The organism is Paracoccus albicereus (assembly GCF_024359525.1).
Classification (GTDB): Bacteria; Pseudomonadota; Alphaproteobacteria; order Rhodobacterales; family Rhodobacteraceae; genus Paracoccus; species Paracoccus albicereus.
Window position 1 is genome coordinate 210803 of the sequence record NZ_JAKZEU010000003.1, and the last position, 21907, is coordinate 232709.

Annotated in this window: 21 protein-coding genes; 8 read left to right on the forward strand and 13 right to left on the reverse strand. The window is 62.8% G+C overall.

Annotated features, from left to right (window positions below; translation table 11 throughout):
* Positions 1–2: 2 nt before the first annotated feature.
* From MLD63_RS09845 to purQ, 5 genes are all read right to left on the reverse strand, one after another.
* Positions 3–1172, reverse strand: coding sequence for a hypothetical protein (locus tag MLD63_RS09845; protein ID WP_255329730.1), 1170 nt, complete (start codon positions 1170–1172; stop codon positions 3–5).
* 18 nt (positions 1173–1190) lie between these two features.
* On the reverse strand, positions 1191–3377 hold the full coding sequence (uvrB, locus tag MLD63_RS09850) for an excinuclease ABC subunit UvrB (protein WP_255329731.1): 2187 nt from the start codon (positions 3375–3377) through the stop codon (positions 1191–1193).
* A gap of 80 nt (positions 3378–3457) precedes the next feature.
* Positions 3458–4783: a sigma-54-dependent transcriptional regulator gene (locus tag MLD63_RS09855; RefSeq protein WP_255329732.1), complete on the reverse strand. Its 1326-nt coding sequence runs from the start codon at positions 4781–4783 to the stop codon at positions 3458–3460.
* A 21-nt stretch (positions 4784–4804) separates the two neighbouring features.
* Positions 4805–6616 (reverse strand): sensor histidine kinase, encoded by a 1812-nt coding sequence (locus tag MLD63_RS09860; RefSeq protein ID WP_439957645.1) that lies wholly within the window; start codon positions 6614–6616, stop codon positions 4805–4807.
* A 76-nt stretch (positions 6617–6692) separates the two neighbouring features.
* Positions 6693–7361 carry a phosphoribosylformylglycinamidine synthase subunit PurQ gene (gene purQ / locus MLD63_RS09865; RefSeq protein WP_255329733.1) on the reverse strand — a complete coding sequence of 223 codons (669 nt, stop codon included), beginning with the start codon at positions 7359–7361 and terminating at the stop codon, positions 6693–6695.
* 263 nt (positions 7362–7624) lie between these two features.
* Here purQ and MLD63_RS09870 point away from each other — a divergent pair, with 263 nt between their 5' ends.
* Complete coding sequence (locus tag MLD63_RS09870; RefSeq protein ID WP_255329734.1) at positions 7625–8773, forward strand: Hint domain-containing protein; 1149 nt, start codon at positions 7625–7627, stop codon at positions 8771–8773.
* A 35-nt stretch (positions 8774–8808) separates the two neighbouring features.
* Here MLD63_RS09870 and MLD63_RS09875 read toward each other — a convergent pair whose 3' ends face one another.
* Complete coding sequence (locus MLD63_RS09875; RefSeq protein WP_255329735.1) at positions 8809–9471, reverse strand: alpha/beta hydrolase; 663 nt, start codon at positions 9469–9471, stop codon at positions 8809–8811.
* Positions 9472–9644: 173 nt separating this feature from the next.
* On the opposite strand from MLD63_RS09875, the gene MLD63_RS09880 reads away from it, so the two are divergent.
* A complete protein-coding gene (locus MLD63_RS09880) occupies positions 9645–10103 on the forward strand; it encodes an Rrf2 family transcriptional regulator (protein WP_255329736.1) in 459 nt (152 codons plus the stop codon).
* Positions 10104–10123: 20 nt separating this feature from the next.
* On the opposite strand, the gene MLD63_RS09885 is transcribed toward MLD63_RS09880, so the two are convergent.
* The 3 genes from MLD63_RS09885 to MLD63_RS09895 form a co-directional block, all read right to left on the reverse strand.
* On the reverse strand, positions 10124–10489 hold the full coding sequence (locus MLD63_RS09885) for a PEP-CTERM sorting domain-containing protein (RefSeq protein ID WP_255329737.1): 366 nt from the start codon (positions 10487–10489) through the stop codon (positions 10124–10126).
* A 243-nt stretch (positions 10490–10732) separates the two neighbouring features.
* Positions 10733–11416, reverse strand: a complete 684-nt coding sequence (arsH, locus tag MLD63_RS09890) for an arsenical resistance protein ArsH (RefSeq protein ID WP_255329738.1) — start codon at positions 11414–11416, stop codon at positions 10733–10735.
* Positions 11417–11494: 78 nt separating this feature from the next.
* Entirely contained in the window at positions 11495–11965 is a 471-nt protein-coding gene (locus MLD63_RS09895; RefSeq protein ID WP_255329739.1) for an Lrp/AsnC family transcriptional regulator, read from the reverse strand.
* Positions 11966–12108: 143 nt separating this feature from the next.
* Here MLD63_RS09895 and MLD63_RS09900 point away from each other — a divergent pair, with 143 nt between their 5' ends.
* From MLD63_RS09900 to MLD63_RS09920, 5 genes are read left to right on the forward strand one after another with little or no spacing between them, the layout of a single operon-like run.
* Complete coding sequence (locus tag MLD63_RS09900) at positions 12109–12447, forward strand: DUF2849 domain-containing protein (RefSeq protein WP_255329740.1); 339 nt, start codon at positions 12109–12111, stop codon at positions 12445–12447.
* Positions 12440–14113, forward strand: coding sequence for a nitrite/sulfite reductase (locus tag MLD63_RS09905; protein WP_255329741.1), 1674 nt, complete (start codon positions 12440–12442; stop codon positions 14111–14113). The genes MLD63_RS09900 and MLD63_RS09905 overlap by 8 nt, the downstream gene beginning before the upstream one ends.
* On the forward strand, positions 14113–14844 hold the full coding sequence (locus MLD63_RS09910) for a phosphoadenylyl-sulfate reductase (RefSeq protein WP_255329742.1): 732 nt from the start codon (positions 14113–14115) through the stop codon (positions 14842–14844). Before MLD63_RS09905 ends, MLD63_RS09910 begins: the two co-directional genes overlap by 1 nt.
* Complete coding sequence (locus MLD63_RS09915) at positions 14841–15215, forward strand: DUF934 domain-containing protein (RefSeq protein WP_255329743.1); 375 nt, start codon at positions 14841–14843, stop codon at positions 15213–15215. The genes MLD63_RS09910 and MLD63_RS09915 overlap by 4 nt, the downstream gene beginning before the upstream one ends.
* Positions 15216–15263: 48 nt before the next feature.
* The gene (locus tag MLD63_RS09920; protein WP_255329744.1) at positions 15264–16109 is read left to right on the forward strand and encodes a ferredoxin--NADP reductase; all 846 of its coding nucleotides are present in this window, start codon (positions 15264–15266) and stop codon (positions 16107–16109) included.
* Positions 16110–16163: 54 nt separating this feature from the next.
* Here MLD63_RS09920 and MLD63_RS09925 read toward each other — a convergent pair whose 3' ends face one another.
* Positions 16164–17378: an acyl-CoA dehydrogenase gene (locus MLD63_RS09925; protein ID WP_255329745.1), complete on the reverse strand. Its 1215-nt coding sequence runs from the start codon at positions 17376–17378 to the stop codon at positions 16164–16166.
* Between the two features lie 173 nt (positions 17379–17551).
* Here MLD63_RS09925 and MLD63_RS09930 point away from each other — a divergent pair, with 173 nt between their 5' ends.
* Positions 17552–19831, forward strand: coding sequence for an OmpA family protein (locus tag MLD63_RS09930; RefSeq protein WP_255329746.1), 2280 nt, complete (start codon positions 17552–17554; stop codon positions 19829–19831).
* Positions 19832–19900: 69 nt separating this feature from the next.
* Here MLD63_RS09930 and MLD63_RS09935 read toward each other — a convergent pair whose 3' ends face one another.
* From MLD63_RS09935 to MLD63_RS09945, 3 genes are all read right to left on the reverse strand, one after another.
* Complete coding sequence (locus tag MLD63_RS09935; RefSeq protein ID WP_255329747.1) at positions 19901–20332, reverse strand: CoA-binding protein; 432 nt, start codon at positions 20330–20332, stop codon at positions 19901–19903.
* A gap of 195 nt (positions 20333–20527) precedes the next feature.
* The gene (locus MLD63_RS09940) at positions 20528–20944 is read right to left on the reverse strand and encodes a YHS domain-containing (seleno)protein (protein WP_255329748.1); all 417 of its coding nucleotides are present in this window, start codon (positions 20942–20944) and stop codon (positions 20528–20530) included.
* A gap of 92 nt (positions 20945–21036) precedes the next feature.
* On the reverse strand, positions 21037–21828 hold the full coding sequence (locus MLD63_RS09945; RefSeq protein ID WP_255329749.1) for a TrmH family RNA methyltransferase: 792 nt from the start codon (positions 21826–21828) through the stop codon (positions 21037–21039).
* Positions 21829–21907: the final 79 nt, after the last annotated feature.

The window sequence follows — 21907 nt, forward strand, 5'->3', positions numbered from 1 at the left end:
ACTCACCTCCTCGGTGCAAACGCCAGCGATTCCTGATTTGCCTGAAGGAACTTCGTTGCGAAATGCAACGCGGCCCAGCCTTCATAGGTGTATCGGCTGTAAGTCGAGTGATCGGCGGGCGCGATCCTGAACATGAAGTTCGGATCGTTCAGGAATTCGTGCCTCTCGTCGGCCGTTTGCATTCGCGCGATAAGATCCGTGACCGGCATGTCGCTGAGGATCGCGAAAAACAGTTGAGGCTTACCATGGCGCGGCAATTCGCGGGACAAAGCGATGGGGAACAGCCTGTATTCGCCCGGTTCAAGACCCAGTTCGTGACGGATTTCCAGTTCGATCCCGTGACGCAGCAGCGGGTAGCCATGCCGCTCGCCCAGCCGCGTGCCGGGCGGTATTTCGTAAACGCCCGAGACCGAACAATGGATCTTCTGGCTGTTGATGGAACCCAAATGCTTGCTGCGCTCTCGCATCAACGGCTGCCCGTCGCGCGCGAAAAGCACCCCGGCCACACCTAGGGAGTTTGCCAGGCCGGACCGATGAAGCGGGACCAGACGGCCATCGTGCGGCGGCTCAAACCCGCGCCTGATCGACAGCATGCCGGGCGGAAGATGGTTCGAGTTCGTATCCACCGACAGGTTGGTGGCAATCTGGTCGGTGTAGCGGGCTTGCTGCAGCACCATATGCCCCGTTGACGGGTCGAACTCGCACAGGCGCGCGGTGATATTGTTTTCCCACTCGCCATCCGGCAGCCGTCGAGAGCGCCCGGTGTGCCGGAAGAAGTCCAGCATGGCATCCCGGTGCCGTTGGAGTGCGATCGGCACCTGATAGGGCGTCGCCTCGAACTCGATCGTCAGGTCCGCAACGTCAAGTCCACCGCGCACGATCGGACGCATCGCGCCTTCGAACAGGGCCACGGTTTCACCGTAAAGCACATGCTGCATGAATTCCGGTGTCTGGGCATAGCCGTTGAACCACCGCATCAATGTCGGTGCGTCCATGTTGTAAAGCGGCGTCGGATCAGCCGGGTCCAGACCGTGCCGAAGGACGGCGGGAAGATTGCTTGCACGACCCATGGGGACATTGATGCCGAAGCCCCCCACGGTAACGCCGACCGACTCACCCGACCATTGCCGGCCACTCATCAACTGTTTCAGCTTGGTCAGGTAATGGCGCATGATCACGCCATAGCAGATTCAGCGCCGCCGCTTCGAGCGTTTGTTGCCGCCGCGCTGACCGGCACGGCCGGCCGACGATCGACCTGACGAACGAACCGCCGCCTCTGCCGCCTCATCGATCGCCGACTGACGCGCCATCGGATCGTCAGAAATCGCAAGATCGACGGCTTCCAGGCGCTTCACCTCGTCGCGCAGTCGGGCCGCCTCTTCGAATTCAAGGTTCTCGGCTGCCTTGCGCATCTGCGTGCGCAGCGCGTCCAGATGCGCCTGAAGGTTCGCGCCGACCATCGGCTTGTCGATCTTGGTCGTGACCCGCGACTGGTCGGTGTCGCCCTGCCACAAGCCGGCCAGCACGTCATCGACGTTCTTGCGAACGGTCTGGGGCGTGATTCCGTGTTCCAGATTGTAGGCCATCTGCTTTTCACGCCGCCGGTCCGTTTCAGCCATCGCGCGTTCCATGCTGCCGGTGATCCGGTCGGCGTAAAGGATGACGCGCCCGTCCACGTTCCGCGCCGCCCGACCGATCGTCTGAATCAGCGACGTTTCCGAGCGCAGAAAGCCTTCCTTGTCTGCATCGAGGATGGCAACCAATCCGCATTCCGGGATGTCGAGGCCCTCGCGCAGCAGGTTGATGCCGACCAGGACGTCGAACGCACCGAGACGCAGGTCGCGCAAAATCTCGATCCGCTCGATCGTGTCGATGTCGGAATGCATGTAGCGGACCTTGATGCCCTGTTCGTGCAGGTATTCGGTCAGGTCCTCGGCCATGCGCTTAGTCAGCGTAGTGACCAGGGTGCGCATCCCCTTCGCGGTGACCTTGCGAACCTCGTCCAGCAGGTCGTCGACCTGCATCTCGACCGGACGAATCTCGACTTGCGGATCCAGCAGGCCGGTCGGGCGGATGATCTGTTCGGTGAAGACGCCGCCGGTCTGATCCATCTCCCAATCGGCTGGCGTGGCGCTGACGAAGACCGATTGCGGGCGCATCGCGTCCCATTCCTCGAATTTCAGCGGGCGGTTGTCCATGCAGGACGGCAGCCGGAAGCCGTGTTCGGCCAGCGTGAACTTGCGCCGGAAGTCGCCACGATACATGCCGCCGATCTGCGGCACGCTGACATGGGATTCGTCGGCAAAGACGATGGCGTTGTCAGGAATGAACTCGAACAGGGTGGGCGGCGGTTCGCCCGGCGCTCGCCCTGTCAGATAGCGGGAATAGTTCTCGATCCCGTTGCAGACGCCGGTCGCCTCCAGCATCTCGATGTCAAAGTTCGTCCGCTGTTCCAGCCGCTGCGCTTCCAGCAGCTTGCCTTCGTCCTGCAGCACCTTCAGCCGGTCCGCGAGCTCTTTCTTGATGCCCTTGACCGCCTGCTGCATCGTCGGCCGGGGCGTGACATAGTGGCTGTTCGCGTAGATGCGGATCTGCTTGAAGTTGTCGGTCTTGGCGCCGGTCAGCGGATCGAATTCTGTGATCGCCTCCAACTCGTTTCCGAAGAAATCGAAGCGCCAGGCGCGATCCTCAAGGTGGGCGGGCCAGACTTCGACCACGTCGCCGCGCACACGGAAGCTACCCCGCTGGAAGGCGCCGTCAAGCCGACGGTATTGCTGCGCGACAAGCTGGCCCAGAAACTCGCGCTGATCGTAGGACTGGCCGACGACCATATCCTGCGTCATCGCCGAATAGGTTTCGACCGAACCGATGCCGTAGATGCAGCTGACCGAAGCGACGATGATCACGTCATCGCGTTCCAGTAGCGCTCGGGTCGCCGAGTGGCGCATCCGGTCGATCGCTTCGTTGATCTGGCTTTCCTTCTCGATATACGTGTCCGACCGTGGGACGTAAGCCTCCGGCTGGTAGTAATCGTAGTAGCTGACGAAGTATTCGACGGCGTTGTCGGGAAAGAAGCCCTTGAACTCGCCATAAAGCTGCGCGGCGAGCGTCTTGTTGGGTGCAAGGATGATCGCCGGGCGCTGCGTCTGCTCGATCACCTTGGCCATCGTATAGGTCTTGCCTGTGCCGGTGGCGCCAAGCAGCACCTGATCGCGCTCGCCGTCATTCACGCCCTGAGACAATTCTGCAATTGCGGTCGGCTGGTCGCCGGCGGGCTGGAATTCGCTCGCCATGACGAAACGTTTGCCGCCCTCAAGCTTGGGGCGGCTGACCTCGGGAAAGCGCGCCACGGGCGCGTTCGTGTTATTGTGACCCATGCCGGTCAAGGTGGGCGCGGACGGTCGAAAGTCAAGCGCACCTGCTGACGGTTTTCGTCAGCAGGCTTGCTAGATCGCGCCTACAGATAATCGCCGCGAGACAGACCGTATTTCGCCATCTTCTCGTTCAGCGTCCGGCGCGGCAGGCACAGCTCATCCATTACGCTGGCAATGCTGCCCTTGTGGCGGCGCATCGTGTTGTCGATCAGCATCTTCTCGAAGCTCTCGACATATTCCTTCAGCGGCTTGCCCTCGGTCGTGGTGGCCTGCTGGGTGTCCTCGCCACCTGTCATCAGCAGCGAGGCAATGCTGCCCGACCCGCGCCGATTCTGCAGCACGGCGCGCTCGGCGACATTGATCAATTGCCGGATGTTGCCCGGCCAGGGCGCCTGCAGCAATTGCGCTGCCTCCTGCGCGTTCACCTGAGGCGGCTCGCAGCCGTATTCCTCGGAAAACTGCTCGGTCATCCGCGTGAAGAGTGACAGGATGTCCTCGCCCCGCGCCCGAAGCGGCGGAACGGTGATCTTCAGAGCGGATAGCCGGTAGAACAGATCGGGGCGAAGCGAATCCTCTGCCTTTCGGCCCTCGCCGCGCGCATTTGAGATCGCAATGATCCGCGTATCGGCAGGAATGGTCTGATCGCTGATGAAGGCGAGCAGACGACCCTGCAGCGGATCCGAAAGCGCCTCGACATCCTCCAGGCAAAGGGTCCCGCCACGCGCCTCTTCCAGCGCCGGCACACCGTCCTCCAAGGGGCCGAACAGGCGCGCGGCCAAGGCCTCGTCCCCATAGGCCGCGCAGGACACCTGCACGAACTTCTTCGATGCGCGCGGTCCGACGGCGTGCAGCGCGTGCGCCACCAGCGTCTTGCCGGTGCCTGTCTCGCCATCGATCAGGACGTGACCATCGGCCTGGCCCAGGTCCAGGATGTCCTCGCGAAGACGCTCCATCACAGGGCTCGCGCCGATCAGCTTGGACATCACCTGCTGACCCTCGGACAGGTCACGACGAAGCGCGCGGTTGTCCAGCGTCATGCGTCGCGCCTGTGTGGCCTTCTTGGCAAGCTCAGTCATCCGGTCGGGATTGAAAGGCTTTTCCATGAAGTCCATTGCGCCGACGCGCATCGCCTCGACTGCCATCGGAACATCGCCGTGCCCTGTGATCATCACCACCGGCAGCGCTGAATCGATGCCCATCAGACGCTTCAGGAACGCCATGCCGTCCATGCCGGGCATACGGATGTCGCTGACCACCACCCCGGGCCAGTCTGGACCGATGACCTTCAGCGCATCTTCAGCGCTGGCAAATGTTTCCGTGTCGAAGCCGGACAGCACCAGCCATTGGCTGATCGATTCCCGCATGTCGGGTTCGTCGTCCACGATCGCGATCTTGAGTTTACGGCTCATCGTCTCATCGTTCCTTCCAACTCATTCCGCCGCTAGCGGGTTTACCGTCGCCTCGCGGTCCGCTCTCGAACCGGCGGGGTGCAACGGCAGTTCCATCTCGAAAACCGCGCCGCCGTCGACCGCGTTATGCGCGGTCAGGCGTCCGCCGAAATCGGTCACGATCCCGGACGAGATCGCCAGCCCGAGACCGGTGCCCTCCCCAGGTTTCTTCGTCGTCCAGAAAGGCTCGAACAGCTTTTCGAGGTCGGAGACGCCGGGCCCGTTGTCGCGCACCGTCAGATGCGCAAGCGAACCGCTGCTGACTCCAATCTCGACCAGCGGCTTGCGCGTCGATTTGACCGCATCGATGGCGTTTCGCAACAGGTTCACGATAACCTGTTCAAGGCGGATGCGATCGGCCAGCACGGTGACAGGCTGGCGCGGGAAATGATGACGGATCTCGATCGTGCGGGCGCGCAGCTGCGGCTCCATCATGCTCAGCGCGCTCGACACCGCCTGCCGCAGGTCCACCGGTTCGAAGGCTTCGCCGCCCTTCCGCGCATAACCCTTGAGCTGCCGGGTCAGCGCGCCCATGCGATCCACCAGATCGTCGATGCGCTGGAACGAGGTCAGCGCCTCCTCCGACCGACCGCGCTGAAGCAGCAGCCGCGAACCAGCCAGATAGGTCTTCATCGCCGCAAGGGGCTGGTTCAGTTCGTGGCTGACCCCGGCCGACATCTCGCCCAAGGCTGCCAGCTTGCTCGACTGCTGCACGGTCTGTTCGGCGACGCGCAGTTCCTTCTGCACGCGCTCGCGCTCGGCGATCTCTCGGGTCAGGCGACTGTTCAGCGCCCTCAAATCCGCCGATTCGCGCATATAGGCCGCCGACTGCCGCCGCGCCCGGCGCGACAGCACATAGAACGTCGCGGCCAGGAGCATCGCGAAGCCCATGATCTCCAGCGCGAGGAATGCATTCACCCTGTCGCGGATCGAGGCGTAGGTCGTGAAGTTGATCATCCGCCAGCCGCGAAACGGGATGCGACTTTCGGTGCGCATGACGGCGCGGCCGCGGACATAGGCGTCGGCCGGCATGCTGGTCCAGTCCGCGGTGACCTGAAAGGCGCGTTGGATCGCCGAAGGTGCGGACCGGACCGCCAGCGCCTCTGGCATGGTGAGCCCGCGCCAGCGCGGCTCGGTCGACAGGATGATCCGCCCCTCGCTGTCCGATACCGCGACCGCGTCCGAAATCCCGGCCCACGACCGTTCAAGCCGCGTCAGATCGGCGCCGACCGCGATGACGCCCAGCGTCTTGCCATCTGCAACAATCGCGCGCGAATAGGTGAACTCGTAGGCGCCCGAGGCAACCTCGGCCACGGTGAAGACAGTGTCTCGCGAGCGCAAGGCTTCGACGAAATAAGGCGCAAGAACATTGTTCGTGCCGATCTGATAGCGATCGGTCGACCCGACGGTTCGCCCCGACGCGTCGAAGAGCCGGATCGAGGACGCGGCGATTTCCTTTTGCGCGCCGATCAGCCACGCCGACGTGGTCGAAAAATCATTTCCTCGCAGCGCATTGATCAACATGGGATCGCGCGCCAGAAGCAGCGGCACGACCGAGGTTCGCTGCAGTTCCGACAACAGGTTCCCGGTATAAAGCGTCGCGCGCAATTCAGACCGGACGCGCGTATTTTCGGAAAAGCGATCGGTCAGCCACGCATTCGTGGCCCAGATCACCGTCAAACCTGCGACCAGGATCAGCCCGATCGCGGTCCGCAGCCACCATGGGTTCTGCAGCGGCGCAGCCTCCTGCGTCAGCGGATCGTCGTCCTCACTGGTGTCACGATTGGCGGCCACCCGGCCCATACCCCCTTAGGCCCATGAATTGACGCAATCTATTCTTAGATGGGCAATGGCTCAAGTCGCAGCTGGATCACGCCGCGACGACGCCCTTCACAACCGCGTCGAAAAGCGCCGCGCCGTCGCTGCCGCCCAGCGCCGGATCGGACGCGCGTTCCGGGTGCGGCATCATTCCCAGCACGCGACGGTTGTCCGACAGGACACCGGCGATATCGTCGACCGAGCCGTTCAGCCCGCTTGCATACCGAAACGCGATCCGATCGCCATCACTCAATTTGGCAAGACCGTCGGCGTCGATCTGGTAATTTCCGTCGTGATGGGCGACCGGCACGGTGATCTCATCGCCTGCTGAATAACCCGCCGTGAAGGCGCTGTCGGTCGTCACGACGGTCAGCGCCGCTGGCTTGCACAGGAAGGTCAGACCCGCATTGCGCATCAGCGCACCCGGAAGCAGGCCAAGCTCTGTCAGGACCTGGAAGCCGTTGCAGATGCCAAGCACGTAACCCCCGCGCGCCGCGTGATCGCGCAGGCTCGCGGCAATCGGCGAATGCGCCGCGATCGCCCCGCACCGCAGATAATCACCGTACGAAAACCCCCCCGGCACCCCCACGAGATCGGTCCCCTCCGGCAGTTGGGTGTCCTTGTGCCAGACGCGTGTCACGTCGGCCCCCGCGCGTTCCAGCGCGACCGCCAGATCGCGATCGCAATTCGAGCCGGGGAAGGTGATGACGGCGGCTTTCATGGGGCGGGCTCCGAAAAGAGGATTGTCAGCGGATATCCCATCATGCGCCACATTGAAAGCGCGTCCCCGCGATAGGCGACCTGCAGTTTCGGCAGAAGCGTCCAGCCTGAGCCGATTGATTAGAGGCCGTATCCGGCCCGAAGCCCGACGCTTAACGGCCTGTTATCGATTTGCAAGAATATGCATAAAAAACAGCATGTAATCCAAGATACATGAGGCATATTGCGTGGTATCGGCAGTAGGTCATCTGACCGAAAACGACAATGCTCACGCCGCCCGTCTACAACATGATCCATCTTGGCAAATTCGCCGACATTGATGTCGACGAACGTGACTTCAACTCCGAAAACGCGACGAAGATCTTCGCGGGTAAAGCCTTCGGGACGTCGGTCGCGCCGCTCTATCGGCAACTGACCGCGGTCACGATGCACGACACCAGCGGTGACGGCATGATCCTGACCGACAACTGGAAGGGCACGCAGGAAGATATCAGCTACACGCTCGCGGACGGCACCCAGCACCGAAACGAGATCGATGGGGCCTTTACGGTCAAGGACGCCACGGTCACCCGAATGATGCCCGACGGCACGACCAGCACCATCCGCGCGATGGTGCGCATCTTTCAGGATACGGAGGGCAACGCATTCGTCATACCGCCGCCCCTGACCGATACGACCCAGGCCGAAGTCGATGCATTGACGAAATTTCCCATCGTCGGGATCAAGCTGCCGACGACCGCCTCATCCTACAAGACCGATTATAACGCCGCTTATGCAGGGCGCCACGATCTGGCGAAGTTCGTGAACTGCTTCGCCGCCGGAACGATGATACGCACCGGTGAGGGTGAGCGCCCGGTCGAGACGCTTGTGGTCGGCGACTTCGTCTGGACCCGGGATGAGGGGCTGCAACCGATCCGCTGGATCGGACGTCGCGACCTGAGCGCGGCGGAAGTCGCGGCGCTGCCGAAGGTTGCGCCCATCAGGATCCTCGCCGGCGCGCTTGGCCAGAACCAACCGTGCCGGACTTTGACGGTGTCTCCGCAACACCGGGTATTGGTGCGTTCAGCCATCGCCCGGCGGATGTTTGGCGCAGAAGAACTGCTCGTCGCCGCGCGGCAACTTGTTGCCCTGCCGGGAATCGACGCCGTGACGGAGCCCGCGCCGATCACCTATCTTCATCTCATGTTCGACCGTCATCAGGTGCTGATGTCGGACGGTGCGCTGACCGAATCCTTTTATCCCGGCGCACAGGCCATGGCGGCGGTCGGCCCGCAAACGGAAGAGATCTTTGCTCTGTTTCCAACCCTGCGGGACGGCGCGGCCAGTTATCCCACGGCGCGCCTTGTCGCAGAGGGTCGCAAGGCGCGCGCGCTGGCTGACCGGCACCTCAAGAACGACCGTCCGTTGAACTGACGCCGAGCCGACCAAGGGCTGCGCCGAAAGGACTGCTAGCGGCTCGTCTCGGTCAACCGGCGGCGCACATAGTTCTGGACCAGGCCGATCATCGGGGCCATATGCGCCTCGTCGTCGCGGAAGAAGTGATCGGCGCCTTCGATCTCTTCATGGCTGATCGTAATGCCCTTCTGCTCCCGCAGTTTCGAGACAAGGGCATGCGTGTCCTTCGGCGGCGCCACGCGGTCGGCCGTCCCGTTCACGATCAACCCCGAGCTGGGGCACGGCGCGAGGAAGCTGAAATCGTAGATGTTGGCGGGCGGAGAGACGCTGATGAAACCGGTAATCTCCGGCCGACGCATCAGCAACTGCATCCCGATCCACGCACCGAAACTGAAGCCTGCGACCCAGCAATGCTTTGAGTTGGGGTTCATCGCCTGCAAATAGTCCAGCGCAGAGGCGGCGTCGGACAACTCGCCGATCCCCTGGTCGAACTCACCCTGACTGCGCCCCACGCCCCGGAAATTGAAGCGCATTACCGTGAAGCCCATCTTATGAAAGGCATAATGCAGGTTGTAGACGACCCGGTTGTTCATCGTCCCGCCATATTGCGGATGCGGATGAAGGACGATCGCGATCGGGGCGTCTGGCTTGCCGGGCTGGGGATGGTAACGGCCCTCAAGACGGCCCTCGGGACCGGGGAAAATCAGCTCTGGCATGGGATTCCTTCGCAGCTGGGGATTTCTTGACGCAATCGCGCTTGGCCCTTATCTGGGATGCCTGCGAAAAAAGCGCAAGAAACGCGCCGGGCGGGGATAGCGCAGCAGAGCGCTTCGCGTCAAGAAATCGCGCAGAGGGAACGGTGCCGCAGGCGGGCCGAGAGGGGGACGGGATGAAGCTTTCGACAAAGGGACGTTATGCAATCATCGCGCTGGTCGATCTGGCCACCGCGCCAGAGGGCGCACCAACCTCGCTGACCGAAATTTCGGCGCGGCAAGATATCTCGTTGCCTTATCTGGAGCAGCTTTTCGTCAAGCTTCGCCGCGCTGGCCTGGTCACCTCGGTTCGCGGCCCGGGCGGCGGCTATCGCCTGGCACGCGCGCCGGAAACGGTCCGCATCGCCCAGGTTCTCGAAGCCGTGGACGAGACCGTAAGCGCCATGCATGTCGGTGCGGGCGCGTCGGGCGGGGTTTCGGGCTCTAAGGCGCAGACCCTGTCGAACCGACTGTGGGAAGGGCTCTCCGCCCATGTCTACGTGTTTTTGCACAACCACACATTGGCGGATGTGGCACGCAATCAACTGCTTCCTTGTCCGGCCCTGCCATCCATCTTGAACGTCGTCGACGACTGACGGCCAACCGGGGTCGACATTCAGCCTTTGCGCCGCTTCCTGCGGATCGCCCAAAGCGCGCCTGACGCTGTCAGCGTGCCGATCAGCGCACCGGGCACCGGAACCGGTGCCGGCGTGTCTGGCGTATCCGGTTCGTCGGGCCTGTCCGGACGATCGGGGCCGTCATCGTCGTCACTGCTGGAACTGTCGTCACCACTCCCGAAGCAGAAGATCGCGCACAAGATCACAGCACCGCCCACAAACCACAGGGCAGCATTCGACGGAGCCGAGGTTGTCACCCCCCGGATCGGCGTCATGTCAACGGGATATTCGATGACGGGCGCCACGTACCCACCCGCGGGTGCCGACTGCGCCAACGCGCAGGAAAGCGCGCCCGCAGTCAGCAATACCCTCGTCGCTGAGCGAAAACGCCCTGCGGCAGTGATGTCACTCGAAACCATGTCAAACTCGTCAACTTACACTACGACCCACATAACGATCTTTTGGACGCATGGAAGTTGTCCAAATAGACAACGATTTCGGACGAAAACGACAAATCCCTGATTTCGCGGGAAAATGACGCAGCGTCAGTGCAGCTGTGTTAACCAAAAATCTCAAAATTTCGCGATGTAGCCAGAACTGCAGCGTCTTCAGCGCTGGCGCTCCGAATAGCGCTCGGCCAGTCGATCCCGATGCGGTCGGGTCAACAACGTTATCCGCATCAGTTCTTCAGCCACGTCCACGATCCGGTCATAGTAGGCAGAGGGCCGCATCCGTCCTGCCTTGTCGAACTCGGCCCCGGCCCTGGCGACCGAAGACTGGTTCGGGATCGTGATCAACCTCATCCAGCGACCCAGCACGCGCATGCTGTTCAATGCATTGAAGCTTTGCGAACCGCCGCAAACCTGCATCAGTGCGAGGCAACGCCCCTGCGACGGCCTGATGGCGCCGACCGACAGCGGGATGTGATCGATCTGCGCCTTAAGCAGGCCGGACATGTTGCCGTGAGTTTCTGGGCTGGACCACACCATCGCGTCGGACCAGATAACGTGATCGATCAACTCGGCGACGGCAGGGTCGCGCTCACCGTCCTGATCCGGAAACGGCAGTCCGGAAGGATCGAAGATGCGAACCTCGGCCCCCATGCGCAGCAGCAGCCGCGCGGCCTCTTCGGCGGAAAAGCGTGAATAACTGCGCTCTCTCAGGCTGCCGTAAAGAATGAGGACTCGGACGGGAGGCTCGTTAGTCCCGAAGGCTGACACAGCCTGGCGGGGATCGTAGTCCGGGCTTAGCGCTGGAAGCAGGTCCGGCTCGCGAAGTTCACGCAGGGGCATCAGGCGTGCAGGCCCGAACAAGCCGGCACGGCACGACAACCAGTGGCCAAGGAACGATCGCCCAACATCGGTCGAATCCTAGTCCGCGCGGTCGGGGATGGGAAGCGCGGTCGTCGCCTTCAGTTCCTCCATCGACAGAAGCGCGGTGACGTTGTGGATCTTCACCTGCGAAATCAGCGACTGATAGAACCGATCGTAGGCCCGGGCATTCTTGACCTGCACCTTGAGAATATAGTCGATATCGCCGGCCAGACGGTGCGCCTCAAGCACCTCGGGACTGGCGCGCACGGTCGCAAGGAAGCGCCGTGCCCAGTCCGGATCGTGCTCGCTGGTGCGGATCAGCACGAAGAAGCAGGCCTCTAGCCCAAGCGCTTCGGCATCCAGAATCGCGACCTGGCCCTTGATGACACCAGCGTCCTTCAGCTTGCGAATCCTGTTCCAGACCGGGGTTTTGGAGGCCCCTACCCGTTCCGCAATCTGATCGAGAGACAGGCTCGCGTCCTGCTGCATCAGCGACAGAATTTTCGCGTCGGTATCGTCCAGCCGCATGACTGTTCGTCCTTTTCGACCAATTCAGGAACGACGTCCTTTGCCGGGAACCGCTGCCGGCTGTTCGTCCTTATTTGGCCGACCCTCCTGCCAAATTCCAGAACAAAATTCTATATTTCCCTGAAGCAACGAAAGGGCGACAGATGAGCAAGGCCTTCACCCCGAGCACCGCCAAGCCCGGCGTCATTACCGCAAACGATCTGCGGGAAGGCCATAACGTCTGGATGACGACCACTGGCTGGTCGCGCAACCCGGCTGACGCAACGCTCTATGAAGACGAGGCGATCGCGGAACTGGATCTGTTGAAGGCGATCGGACAGTCGAACGTCGTCGTCGGGGCCTATCTCGTCGAGGCACGGCGCGGTCCCAACGGTCCCCAGCCCGCCCATTTCCGCGAGGCGTTCCGCCAGACGGGACCCTCGAACCATTTCCACGGCATCCAAGCCGATCTGGATCGCAATCACGAGGCCAGCCATGTTTGACGCCCGCCCGTCCCGCCCCGAGACAGAATCCGAGTATGTCCGCTACCGCGCCGCACAATTCCGCCAGCAGGTCGCCCGCCGTCTTGACGGTAGCCTGACCGAAGAGGAATTCCGCCCCCTGCGGTTGATGAACGGCGTCTATCTTCAGCTTCACGCTTACATGCTGCGGGTCGCGATCCCGTATGGCACTCTGGATGCCGACCAGATGCGCGTATTGGCGCATCTCGCCGAGACTTACGACAAGGGCTACGGCCACTTCACCACGCGCACGAACATTCAGTATAACTGGCCGAAACTGATCGACATCCCTGACATGCTGGATGCCCTGGCGACTGTCGGGATGCATGCCATCCAGACCTCGGGCAACACGATTCGGAACGTCACCACCGATGCCTTCGCCGGTGCGGCCGCTGATGAGGTTGCGGACCCGCGCCCCTACGCCGAGCTGATCCGCCACTGGTCGACCGACCACGCAGAGTTCCAGTTCCTGCCGCGCAAATTCAAGATCGCGATCTCGGGCGGGGCCGAGGACCGCGCCTTGGTGACCGCGCACGATATCGGACTGCGGTTGGTCGAACGCGATGGCGCGCGCGGCTTTGAAGTCTGGGTCGGCGGCGGCTTGGGCCGGACCCCGATCCTGGGTCAGGTGATCCGCGACTTCCTGCCCGAAGATGACGTGCTGCCCTATCTCGAAGCGATCGTTGCAACATACAACCTCAGCGGTCGCCGCGACAACAAGTACAAGGCGCGGATCAAGATCACCGTATCGGAACGCGGGATCGATGCGTTTCGCGCCGATACGGAAGACGAGTTCGTCCGCCGCCGCGCAGCGTTCACCGGCGTTGTCCGAAAGGCGTTGCACGGGTTCCAAAACCGGTTCGCGGCACCCAGTTTCCGGGACGCGCCGACCGACAGCTATGACGCTGCCCGCAGCAAGCGCGCCGCGTTCCGCAGCTGGACGGACACCAACCTGCGTCCGCATCGTGCCGATGGCTATGCCAGCGTGATCGTGACGCTGAAGGCGCCGGGCGCGACACCGGGCGATGCGTCCGGCGAGCAGATGCGGCTGCTGGCCGATCTGGCCGAGCGCTATGGCCATAACGACCTACGCATCAGCCACGATCAAAACGTCGTGCTGCCGCATGTCCACGTTTCGGATCTGCCCGCGATCTATGATGCGTTGCTGCCTGCCGGCCTCGCGACTGCGAATGCCGGCAAGACCAGCGATATCATCGCCTGCCCTGGCATGGATTACTGCACGCTCGCCACCGCCCGCTCGATCCCGATCGCGCAGGACATCGCGGCGCATTTCCGCGCCGAGGGTCTGGAGGATGAGATCGGCAAACTGAACATCCGAATCTCGGGCTGCATCAACGCCTGCGGTCATCACCATCTGGGCCACATCGGCATCCTCGGTCTGGACCGGGCGGGGGTCGAGAACTACCAGATCACGCTGGGCGGCGACGGCTATGACATCCCGACCATCGGCCAGCGCGCCGGTGCGGGCTTCCCGGCCGAAGAGGTCGTGCCAGCCATCGACCGCCTGATGCGCGCGTATCTGGACCTTCGCGATCACCCGGAAGAGCGTTTCATCGACGCCTACCGTCGCCTCGGGGTCGAGCCGTTCAAGGCCGCACTTTATCCCGCAGAGACAGAGGCAGCGTGATGCTGGATCAACCGCTGGACTTCCGCGCGAAACAACTCAACCACCGCTACCGCCACCACGCGGCGACCGAGGTTTTGCGCCGCGCAGTCGATGATCCGGATCTGGGCCGCGTCGCCCTCGTCTCGTCGTTTGGGTCCGAGTCGGTCGTGTTGCTGCACATGGTCAGCGTCGTGGCGCCGGGCCTGCCGGTTCTGTTCATCGACACCCAGATGCTGTTTCCCGAAACGCTCGCCTATCAGCGAGAGGTTTCCGCGAAGCTTGGCCTGACAAACGTGCAGGTGATATCGGCAAGCGAGACCGAGATCGCCCGCCACGATCCCGATGGCACGTTGCACAAGACCGATCCAGACGCCTGCTGCGATTTCCGCAAGACGGTGGTGCTGGAGCGGGCGCTGTCGCGCTATGATGCGTGGATCACCGGTCGGAAGCGGTTCCAAGGTGGTCAGAGGACCGAACTGGAATTCTTTGAGCCCGAACCGCCTTCGCGGATGCGGATCAACCCGCTCGCTCATTGGCGCAGCGAGGATGTTCAGGACTACATGGTCGAGAACAATCTGCCGCGCCATCCTTTGGTCGCGAAGGGTTATCCGTCGATCGGCTGCGCCCCTTGCACCTCGCCCGTCGCGCCGGGCGAAGACCCGCGATCGGGCCGTTGGCGCGGCAGCGACAAGACGGAATGCGGCATCCATTTCATTGGCGGCAAGATGGTCCGCGGGAAGGTGTCAGCATGAGCGATCAGACCATCATCGTGCGCGACGACGGCTTTCACGACCGCGACGCGGAACCCGACGTGACGCTGCCGCCTGATATCGATCCCGCCATGTTGTCCGATCATCTGGATCACGGCCTTGTCGCGATAGACTTCCCCGCAATGGGTGACGGGCGGGGCTTTTCGCTGGCTCGTCGTCTGCGCGAGCTGGGATATCGTGGACGGCTTCGCGCGACCGGCGGCCTGATTGCCGATCAATACGCAATGGCGCGCCGTGTCGGATTCGACGAGGTCGAGATTCCGTCCAGCCTCGCCCAGCGCCAGCCGGAACCACAATGGCTGGCCCGCGCCGATTGGCAGGAATGGGACCACCGCGCCGATCTGGCCGGCTGAGCCTTTCACCTTGCAGCCCTATCGCCTAAAGACAGCAGGACCGACAAAATGACTCTGGATCTGACCTTGTCCGACGCCACCACCGACTCCAAACCCGCAAAGACCCTGCCCGACGCGCAGACCGTCACGGCGGTCAAGCACTGGACCGACAGCCTGTTCTCGTTTCGCGTGACTCGGCCCGCAAGCTTGCGGTTCCGTTCGGGCGAGTTCGTGATGATCGGGCTGGAGGGTGACAACGGCAAGCCATTGCTGCGCGCCTATTCCATCGCTTCGCCCAACTGGGACGACGAGCTGGAATTCTATTCGATCAAGGTTCAGGACGGACCGCTTACGTCGAAGCTGCAGCATATTCAGCGGGGCGATCAGATCATCCTGCGGCCCAAACCGGTGGGTACCCTGGTGCTCGACGCATTGCTGCCCGGCAAGCGGCTGTGGTTTCTGGCGACCGGCACCGGCATCGCGCCCTTCGCCAGCCTGATGCGCGACCCGGAGACTTACGAGCGCTATGAGCAGGTTGTGATGATGCACACCTGCCGCACCGCGGGTGAACTGGAATACGGCCGCGAATTGGTCGAGAACCTGAAGCACGACCCGCTTCTGGGTGAACTCTACGGCGAGGAATTCGCGTCGCGTTTGCTGTATTACCCGACGACCACGCGCGAGGATTCGCCGTTGATGGGCCGGATCACTGACAACCTGACCTCGGGCAAGGTGTTTCAGGACCTCTCGCTGCCGCCGATGTCGGTTGAAAACGACCGCGCGATGATCTGCGGCAGCCTCGCGTTCAACGTCGATGTCAAAGCGGTGCTGGAAGGGTTCGGGCTGGAGGAGGGCGCGAACAGCGAACCGAAGCAATTCGTCGTCGAAAAGGCCTTCGTCGGCGAAGGTGTCTGAGGCCGACCGCAGTTCGTGATGTGAATAGGGCGCCCGTGGGGCGCCCTTTGTCGTTCAGAAGAACGCCTGCAGACCCGTGATCGATCGTCCCAGGATCAGCGCATGAACGTCATGCGTGCCTTCATAGGTGTTCACCGTCTCGAGGTTCGTCATGTGGCGCATGACCTGGTATTCCTCGGAAATACCATTGCCGCCATGCATGTCGCGGGCCCTCCGCGCAATCTCCAGCGCCTTGCCGCAATTGTTGCGCTTGACGATCGAGATCATTTCGGGCGCGGCCTTCGCTTCGTCCAGCAGCCGCCCGACGCGCAGAGAGGCCTGCAAGCCAAGACCGATTTCCGTCATCATGTCGGCAAGCTTCAACTGAAACAGCTGCGTCTGTGCGATCGGACGCTTGAACTGTTGCCGATCCAGCCCGTACTGGCGCGCGGCATGCATGCAGAACTCTGCCGCACCCATCACACCCCAGCTGATGCCATAGCGGGCGCGGTTGAGACAGCCGAACGGCCCCTTGAGCCCCTCGACATTGGGCAGCAAGGCGTCTTCGCCCACCTCGACACCGTCCATCACGATCTCGCCCGTGATCGAAGCTCGCAAGGACAGCTTGCCGCCGATCTTCGGGGCTGACAGACCTTTTGCGCCCTTTTCAAGAATGAAGCCGCGGATCTTGCCTCCATGCGCCTCGGACTTGGCCCAGACCACGAAAACATCCGCGATCGGACTGTTCGAAATCCACATCTTCGACCCTGACAGCACGTAGCCGCCGTCAGTCTTCTTCGCGACGGTCTTCATTCCGGCAGGATCAGAGCCGGCATCAGGTTCGGTCAGCCCGAAACAGCCGATCCATTCCCCGGTCGCAAGTTTGGGAAGATACTTCTGCCGCTGCTCTTCCGAGCCGTAGGCATAGATCGGATACATCACCAGTGAGGACTGGACCGACATCATTGACCGATAGCCGCTGTCCACCCGCTCGATCTCTCGCGCGATCAGCCCGTAGGACACATATCCCGCCCCGATGCCGCCGTATTCTTCGGCCACGGTTACGCCCAGCAGGCCCATCTCGCCCATTTCGCGGAAGATGTCAGGGTCGGTCGTTTCGTCCCGATAGGCTGCGATCACGCGTGGCTGCAGCTTGTCCTGCGCGTAGGCACGCGCGGCGTCGCGCAGCATCCGTTCTTCCTCGGTCAGCTGGTCGTCCAGCCGAAACGGATCCTCCCAATCGAAACGCCCCAGATCGGGCATGTCTTTCGCGTGCAGCGTGCCATCCATCGTTCCGCCTCCCCAGAGCGCGTCTTTCAAGTTCAAAGGAGTTTTACCGCGCAGACCCTGCGCATTCAACGCAACAATCACGGCGGGGTCACACGCTTGTTTGGAACTGGAAAACTCGCCTTCGGTTATGGTTGCGACAAGACGAAATCCGCACGAACGGGAAAGGAACCTGAATGCGCCGGATCATCAAGAACTCCACCGCCATCGTCACGGCACTGGCCGTGCTGGCACCGCAAGCCACGCTTGCGGAAATGAGGATCAGGAACGAGGTCGCAGCTGAAAATGGCCCGATCCGTGCCGAGCGGAACCCCGGTTTGGCCGATACGCTCAACGCCGAACTGGCCACCGGACTGACGGTCGACGGTCTTCTGTGCGCTGATGGATCTGAGCGGCCTTGCGCCGACGATGTGTGGCTGATGACGCCGGGCGGGGTGACGGTCCAGGTCGCCGAGAACGGCGACATGATCGTCGCACCGCGTGATCAGCAGCAGGATCGACTCGCGCAGGCCGACGTACCGGCTGCCGATGGGGAAATCGTTCCGCCGCCTGCCCCCGAGGCGGCCGAGCCTTCGGCAGCGGAGGCGTCTGCCGAAACCATGGCCGAAACCGAACCGATGCGCGAAGCCGCGCCGGAGGACGCGCCGGCCGCCGATACGGCCTCGGCGCCTGAGGAACCTGTTTCAGACGCACCCGCAGCCGAAGCGGCGCCGGACGCGCTGGCCGAGCAGGCTGCCGAGGCAGAGCCCGCTGAGCCTGCTGCACCCATGACGGAACAGACCGCCGACGAGGCGCCCGCCCCAGCAGCGCTAGAGACTCAGGCCGAAGCTGCACCGATGAACGACCAGCCCGCTGATGCACCTGCGGCAGAGGCGGCGTCTGAAGGCGAATCGCCGTCTGCTGACGACCTCGCCGCTGAGCTTGAGCGCGCGCAGGCAGAAGCGGACGCGCAGGCCCAGGCGGAGGCTGCGACCGATCAACAGCCAGCCCCGGAGCCGGCCGCGAGCGCAGCGGCTGACACGGCCGCGAATGCGCCTGTCGAAGCCGATACGGGCGCGCTGATCATGTCCGACAGCCAGATCGCGCGTCAGCGGATCGCACCCCAGCAGATCATGGCGCAAAGGCTGCAGGCTGAAGTCGCCGCCGGTCTGACGATGGATGACCTGACCTGCGAAACCGGCGCCGCAAAGCCCTGCGCCGAAGGCGTGGGCTACCTGACCCCTGGCGGGATCATCGTCGAGACGGACGGCACCGGCCGGATCATGCTGGCCGAGCGTGAGCGGCAGCAGAACCGCATCGCCGAAAACGGCGAAGTGACGGCACGCGCGCCGGAAGAGGGCACCGCCAGCACGGCGGCGTCCGAGGAAGCGGCGTCGGAGACCACCGCCGCGGTCGCGGCAGCATTGCAGGAAGGCGCGCAAGCGTCCAGCGACAACGTCGTCGAGGAAGAGGTCACCGAAGCGAATACCCGCAGCTCGGCCGAAGATTTCGAGACCAGCCTTCGGAACGCGCTTTCGGGTGCCGCGGCTCAGCAGAACACCAATCGTGCCGCCGAAAGCGACGACGATGATAGCGGCAGCGATCTAGCCAAGGCCCTGATTCTTGGTCTGGGCGCTGTGGCCGTCGGTCAGGTGTTGAACAACAACCGTCAGGTTGCTCTGGCGACGCCTGACCGTGTTGTCGTTCAGCGCGCTGATGGCAGCCAGGAGATCGTCAAGGATGAGGTCGCTCTGCTGCGCCAACCCGGCAGCACGGTGACGACCGAAAACTTCGACGACGGTTCGTCGCGCACGATCGTGACGCGTTCGGACGGCAGCAAGGTCGTGACCATCCGTGACGCGAACCTGCGGGTCCTGCGGCGCACCCTGATCTCGGCCGATGGCCAGACGACCCAGTTGATCGACGACACAGCCCAGGTGGAGCCGGTCAACGTCAGCGATCTGCCGCCGGCCGCCAAGCCTGTCGCGAGCAGCGGCAACATGGATGAAGAGGCGCTGCGTCGCGCTCTGCAGCAGGAAGCGCAGATCAATCGGACCTTCACGCTCAACCAGATCCGAAACATTCCGGAAGTCCGGGCGCTGGTCGCACCGGTCAATATCGACGCGATCACCTTCGACACGGGTTCGGCGGCGATCAAGCCGGATCAGGCACAGCAGCTCGCGACCTTGGGCCGGGTGATCCAAGACGCGGTCGAGGCAAACCCGCGGGAGATCTTCATGATCGAAGGTCACACCGATACGGTCGGCGCAGACGCGATGAACCTTGCGCTGTCCGACCGCCGGGCCGAGTCGGTCGCACTCGCGTTGTCGGAATATTTCGATGTTCCGCCCGAAAACCTGGTCGTGCAGGGTTATGGCGAACAATTCCTGAAGATCCGCGCGCAAGGCGACATCCGCGAAAACCGTCGCGCCTCGGTGCGCCGCATCACCGATCTGATGCGAACCGCTGCGAACTGATTGCAGCTCTCATCATGCGAAAGGGCCGGAGTTTCCTCCGGCCCTTTTTCATGGACTGAACCAAGTTCGTTACAGATAGCGCGGAAATTCAATCTTGGGACAGCGGTCCTGAACAACCCTCATACCTTTCGCCTGCGCGCGTTCGGCGGCATCGTCGTCACGCACGCCAAGCTGGGTCCAGATCACGCGCAGGTCCGGCAGGGAAGCCAGCGCCTCGTCAACCACACCGCCCACCGCCTCTGACCGGCGAAAGATATCGACCATATCGACACCCGCATCGCGGGGAATGTCGGACAGCGTTCCATAGCAGGTTTCGTCCAGAATCGTTTCGCCCGCGTGACCGGGATTGACCGGAATGACGCGAAATCCCTGGGATTGAAGATAGCGGGCCACGCCCCAGCTGGGCCGGTCTTCGCGCGGTGACAGACCAACGACTGCGATTACGCGTGATTCGCGCGCGACCCGGCCGATATCGGCATCCAGATCGGTTTGAACGTTCATCGCCACTCCTCCGTGAGTTGAAAGACCCTGCCATAGAAAAGGCGCCCGGTCCATGATGGCCGGGCGCTAGTCGCGGAACGAGGGACAGTGATCCGAACATGACCGTTCCGGGGTCATGTTCCGTAGATTAAATGGGGATTCGTGGATAAAGTTCCACACAAGTGCCGAATTCGTGATGACGACGCTTGACGAGCCTTATTTCGCCATCTTCATCCACGTCCGTCTGGCGCTTGTCAGGATACCTCGCGGGTCGGCCATAAGTTGCCTGGCCGCACTGCCGGAACGCAGCAGATAGATGCGCTGCCCGATGACAACGAACTGGCGAGGATCGCCGGGGATGCGCTTTCCTTCTGCCAAGGATACCGGGCAGAAGCCGCCAAAGCCCGGCGCGTAAGCACGCGGGTTCGACTCGAATTTCAAGCGATTCTCTTCAGACGAAAAGTGCCACGACTTGCCGCGCCATCGGGTCGCGATGTCCGGCTCGCCAGGGACGGCCCGATTCGAGGTGAAATAGCTGACAGGATCGAACCCGTTCAGCGCCCAGTCCTGCGCAAAAGCAGCGGGCACCGCCAGCGTCAGCCAAATCAGTAGGGGAGCGAAGAAACGGGTCATGCAGTCAGGGAATCCGAGGATGTGTTATCCACAGATGGCAGGTGCGGCCCGATTGCTCAACGAGCGCACGCGAAATTCGCGTGCATGTGATGCTAACCCGCCGCAGCGGCATATAGAGCAATTGCCGCCGCGTTCGAAACGTTGAGCGAGCCGAAATCGGCGGCGAACGGAATTCGGACGACATGGTCGCAAAGCCCTAGCGTCCGTTCGCGCAGACCCGGCCCCTCTGCCCCCAGAACGATGCACAGCGCCTGGCCCGGAACGTGTTCAAGCATATCGGGCAGCACGCCTTCGCCCGTTCCATCGAGGCCCGCGATCACGAAGCGCATCTGGCGCAGCGATACCAGCGCATCGCCAAGATTGGGCACGCGAAGATAAGGCTGGCGTTCCAGTGCACCCGAAGCGGTCTTGGCCAAAGCGCCGGTTTCGGGTGCGGAATGCCGTGCGGGCGCGATGACCGCGCGCGCGCCGAAAACCTCGGCCGAGCGAAGGATCGCACCGACATTGTGCGGGTCGCTGACCCGGTCCAGCGCGACGATCAGTGGACGCCGCGCACCCGGCACGTCGCGCAGCGCGACATCGGACAGGCTCCCCCAGTGCAGCGGTCTCACCTCCAGCGCGGCGCCCTGATGGACACTGTCCTCCGCTAAGGGAACGGACTTCAGAAACACGCGTGGATCGGTGATCTCTGGCTCCACCCCCGCCAGATCACCCAGCCTGTCGGCCGCGTTGCGCGTCAACACCAGCCGCAGCTTTTCCCGCGCCGGATTGGCCAGTGCGTCACGAACGGCGTGCAGTCCGAAAAGCCAAAGTGTTTCGGCGGCGCTTGCGCGACGCGCTCGCTCCTTCTCGATCACCCATTGCGGCTTCTTGGGACCGGCCATCACTTTCCCCTTCGGATCGATGTCCAACCTCTCTGCGCGACCGGCAGGCCGGGCGCAAGCGCGACGCAAACACTGGACC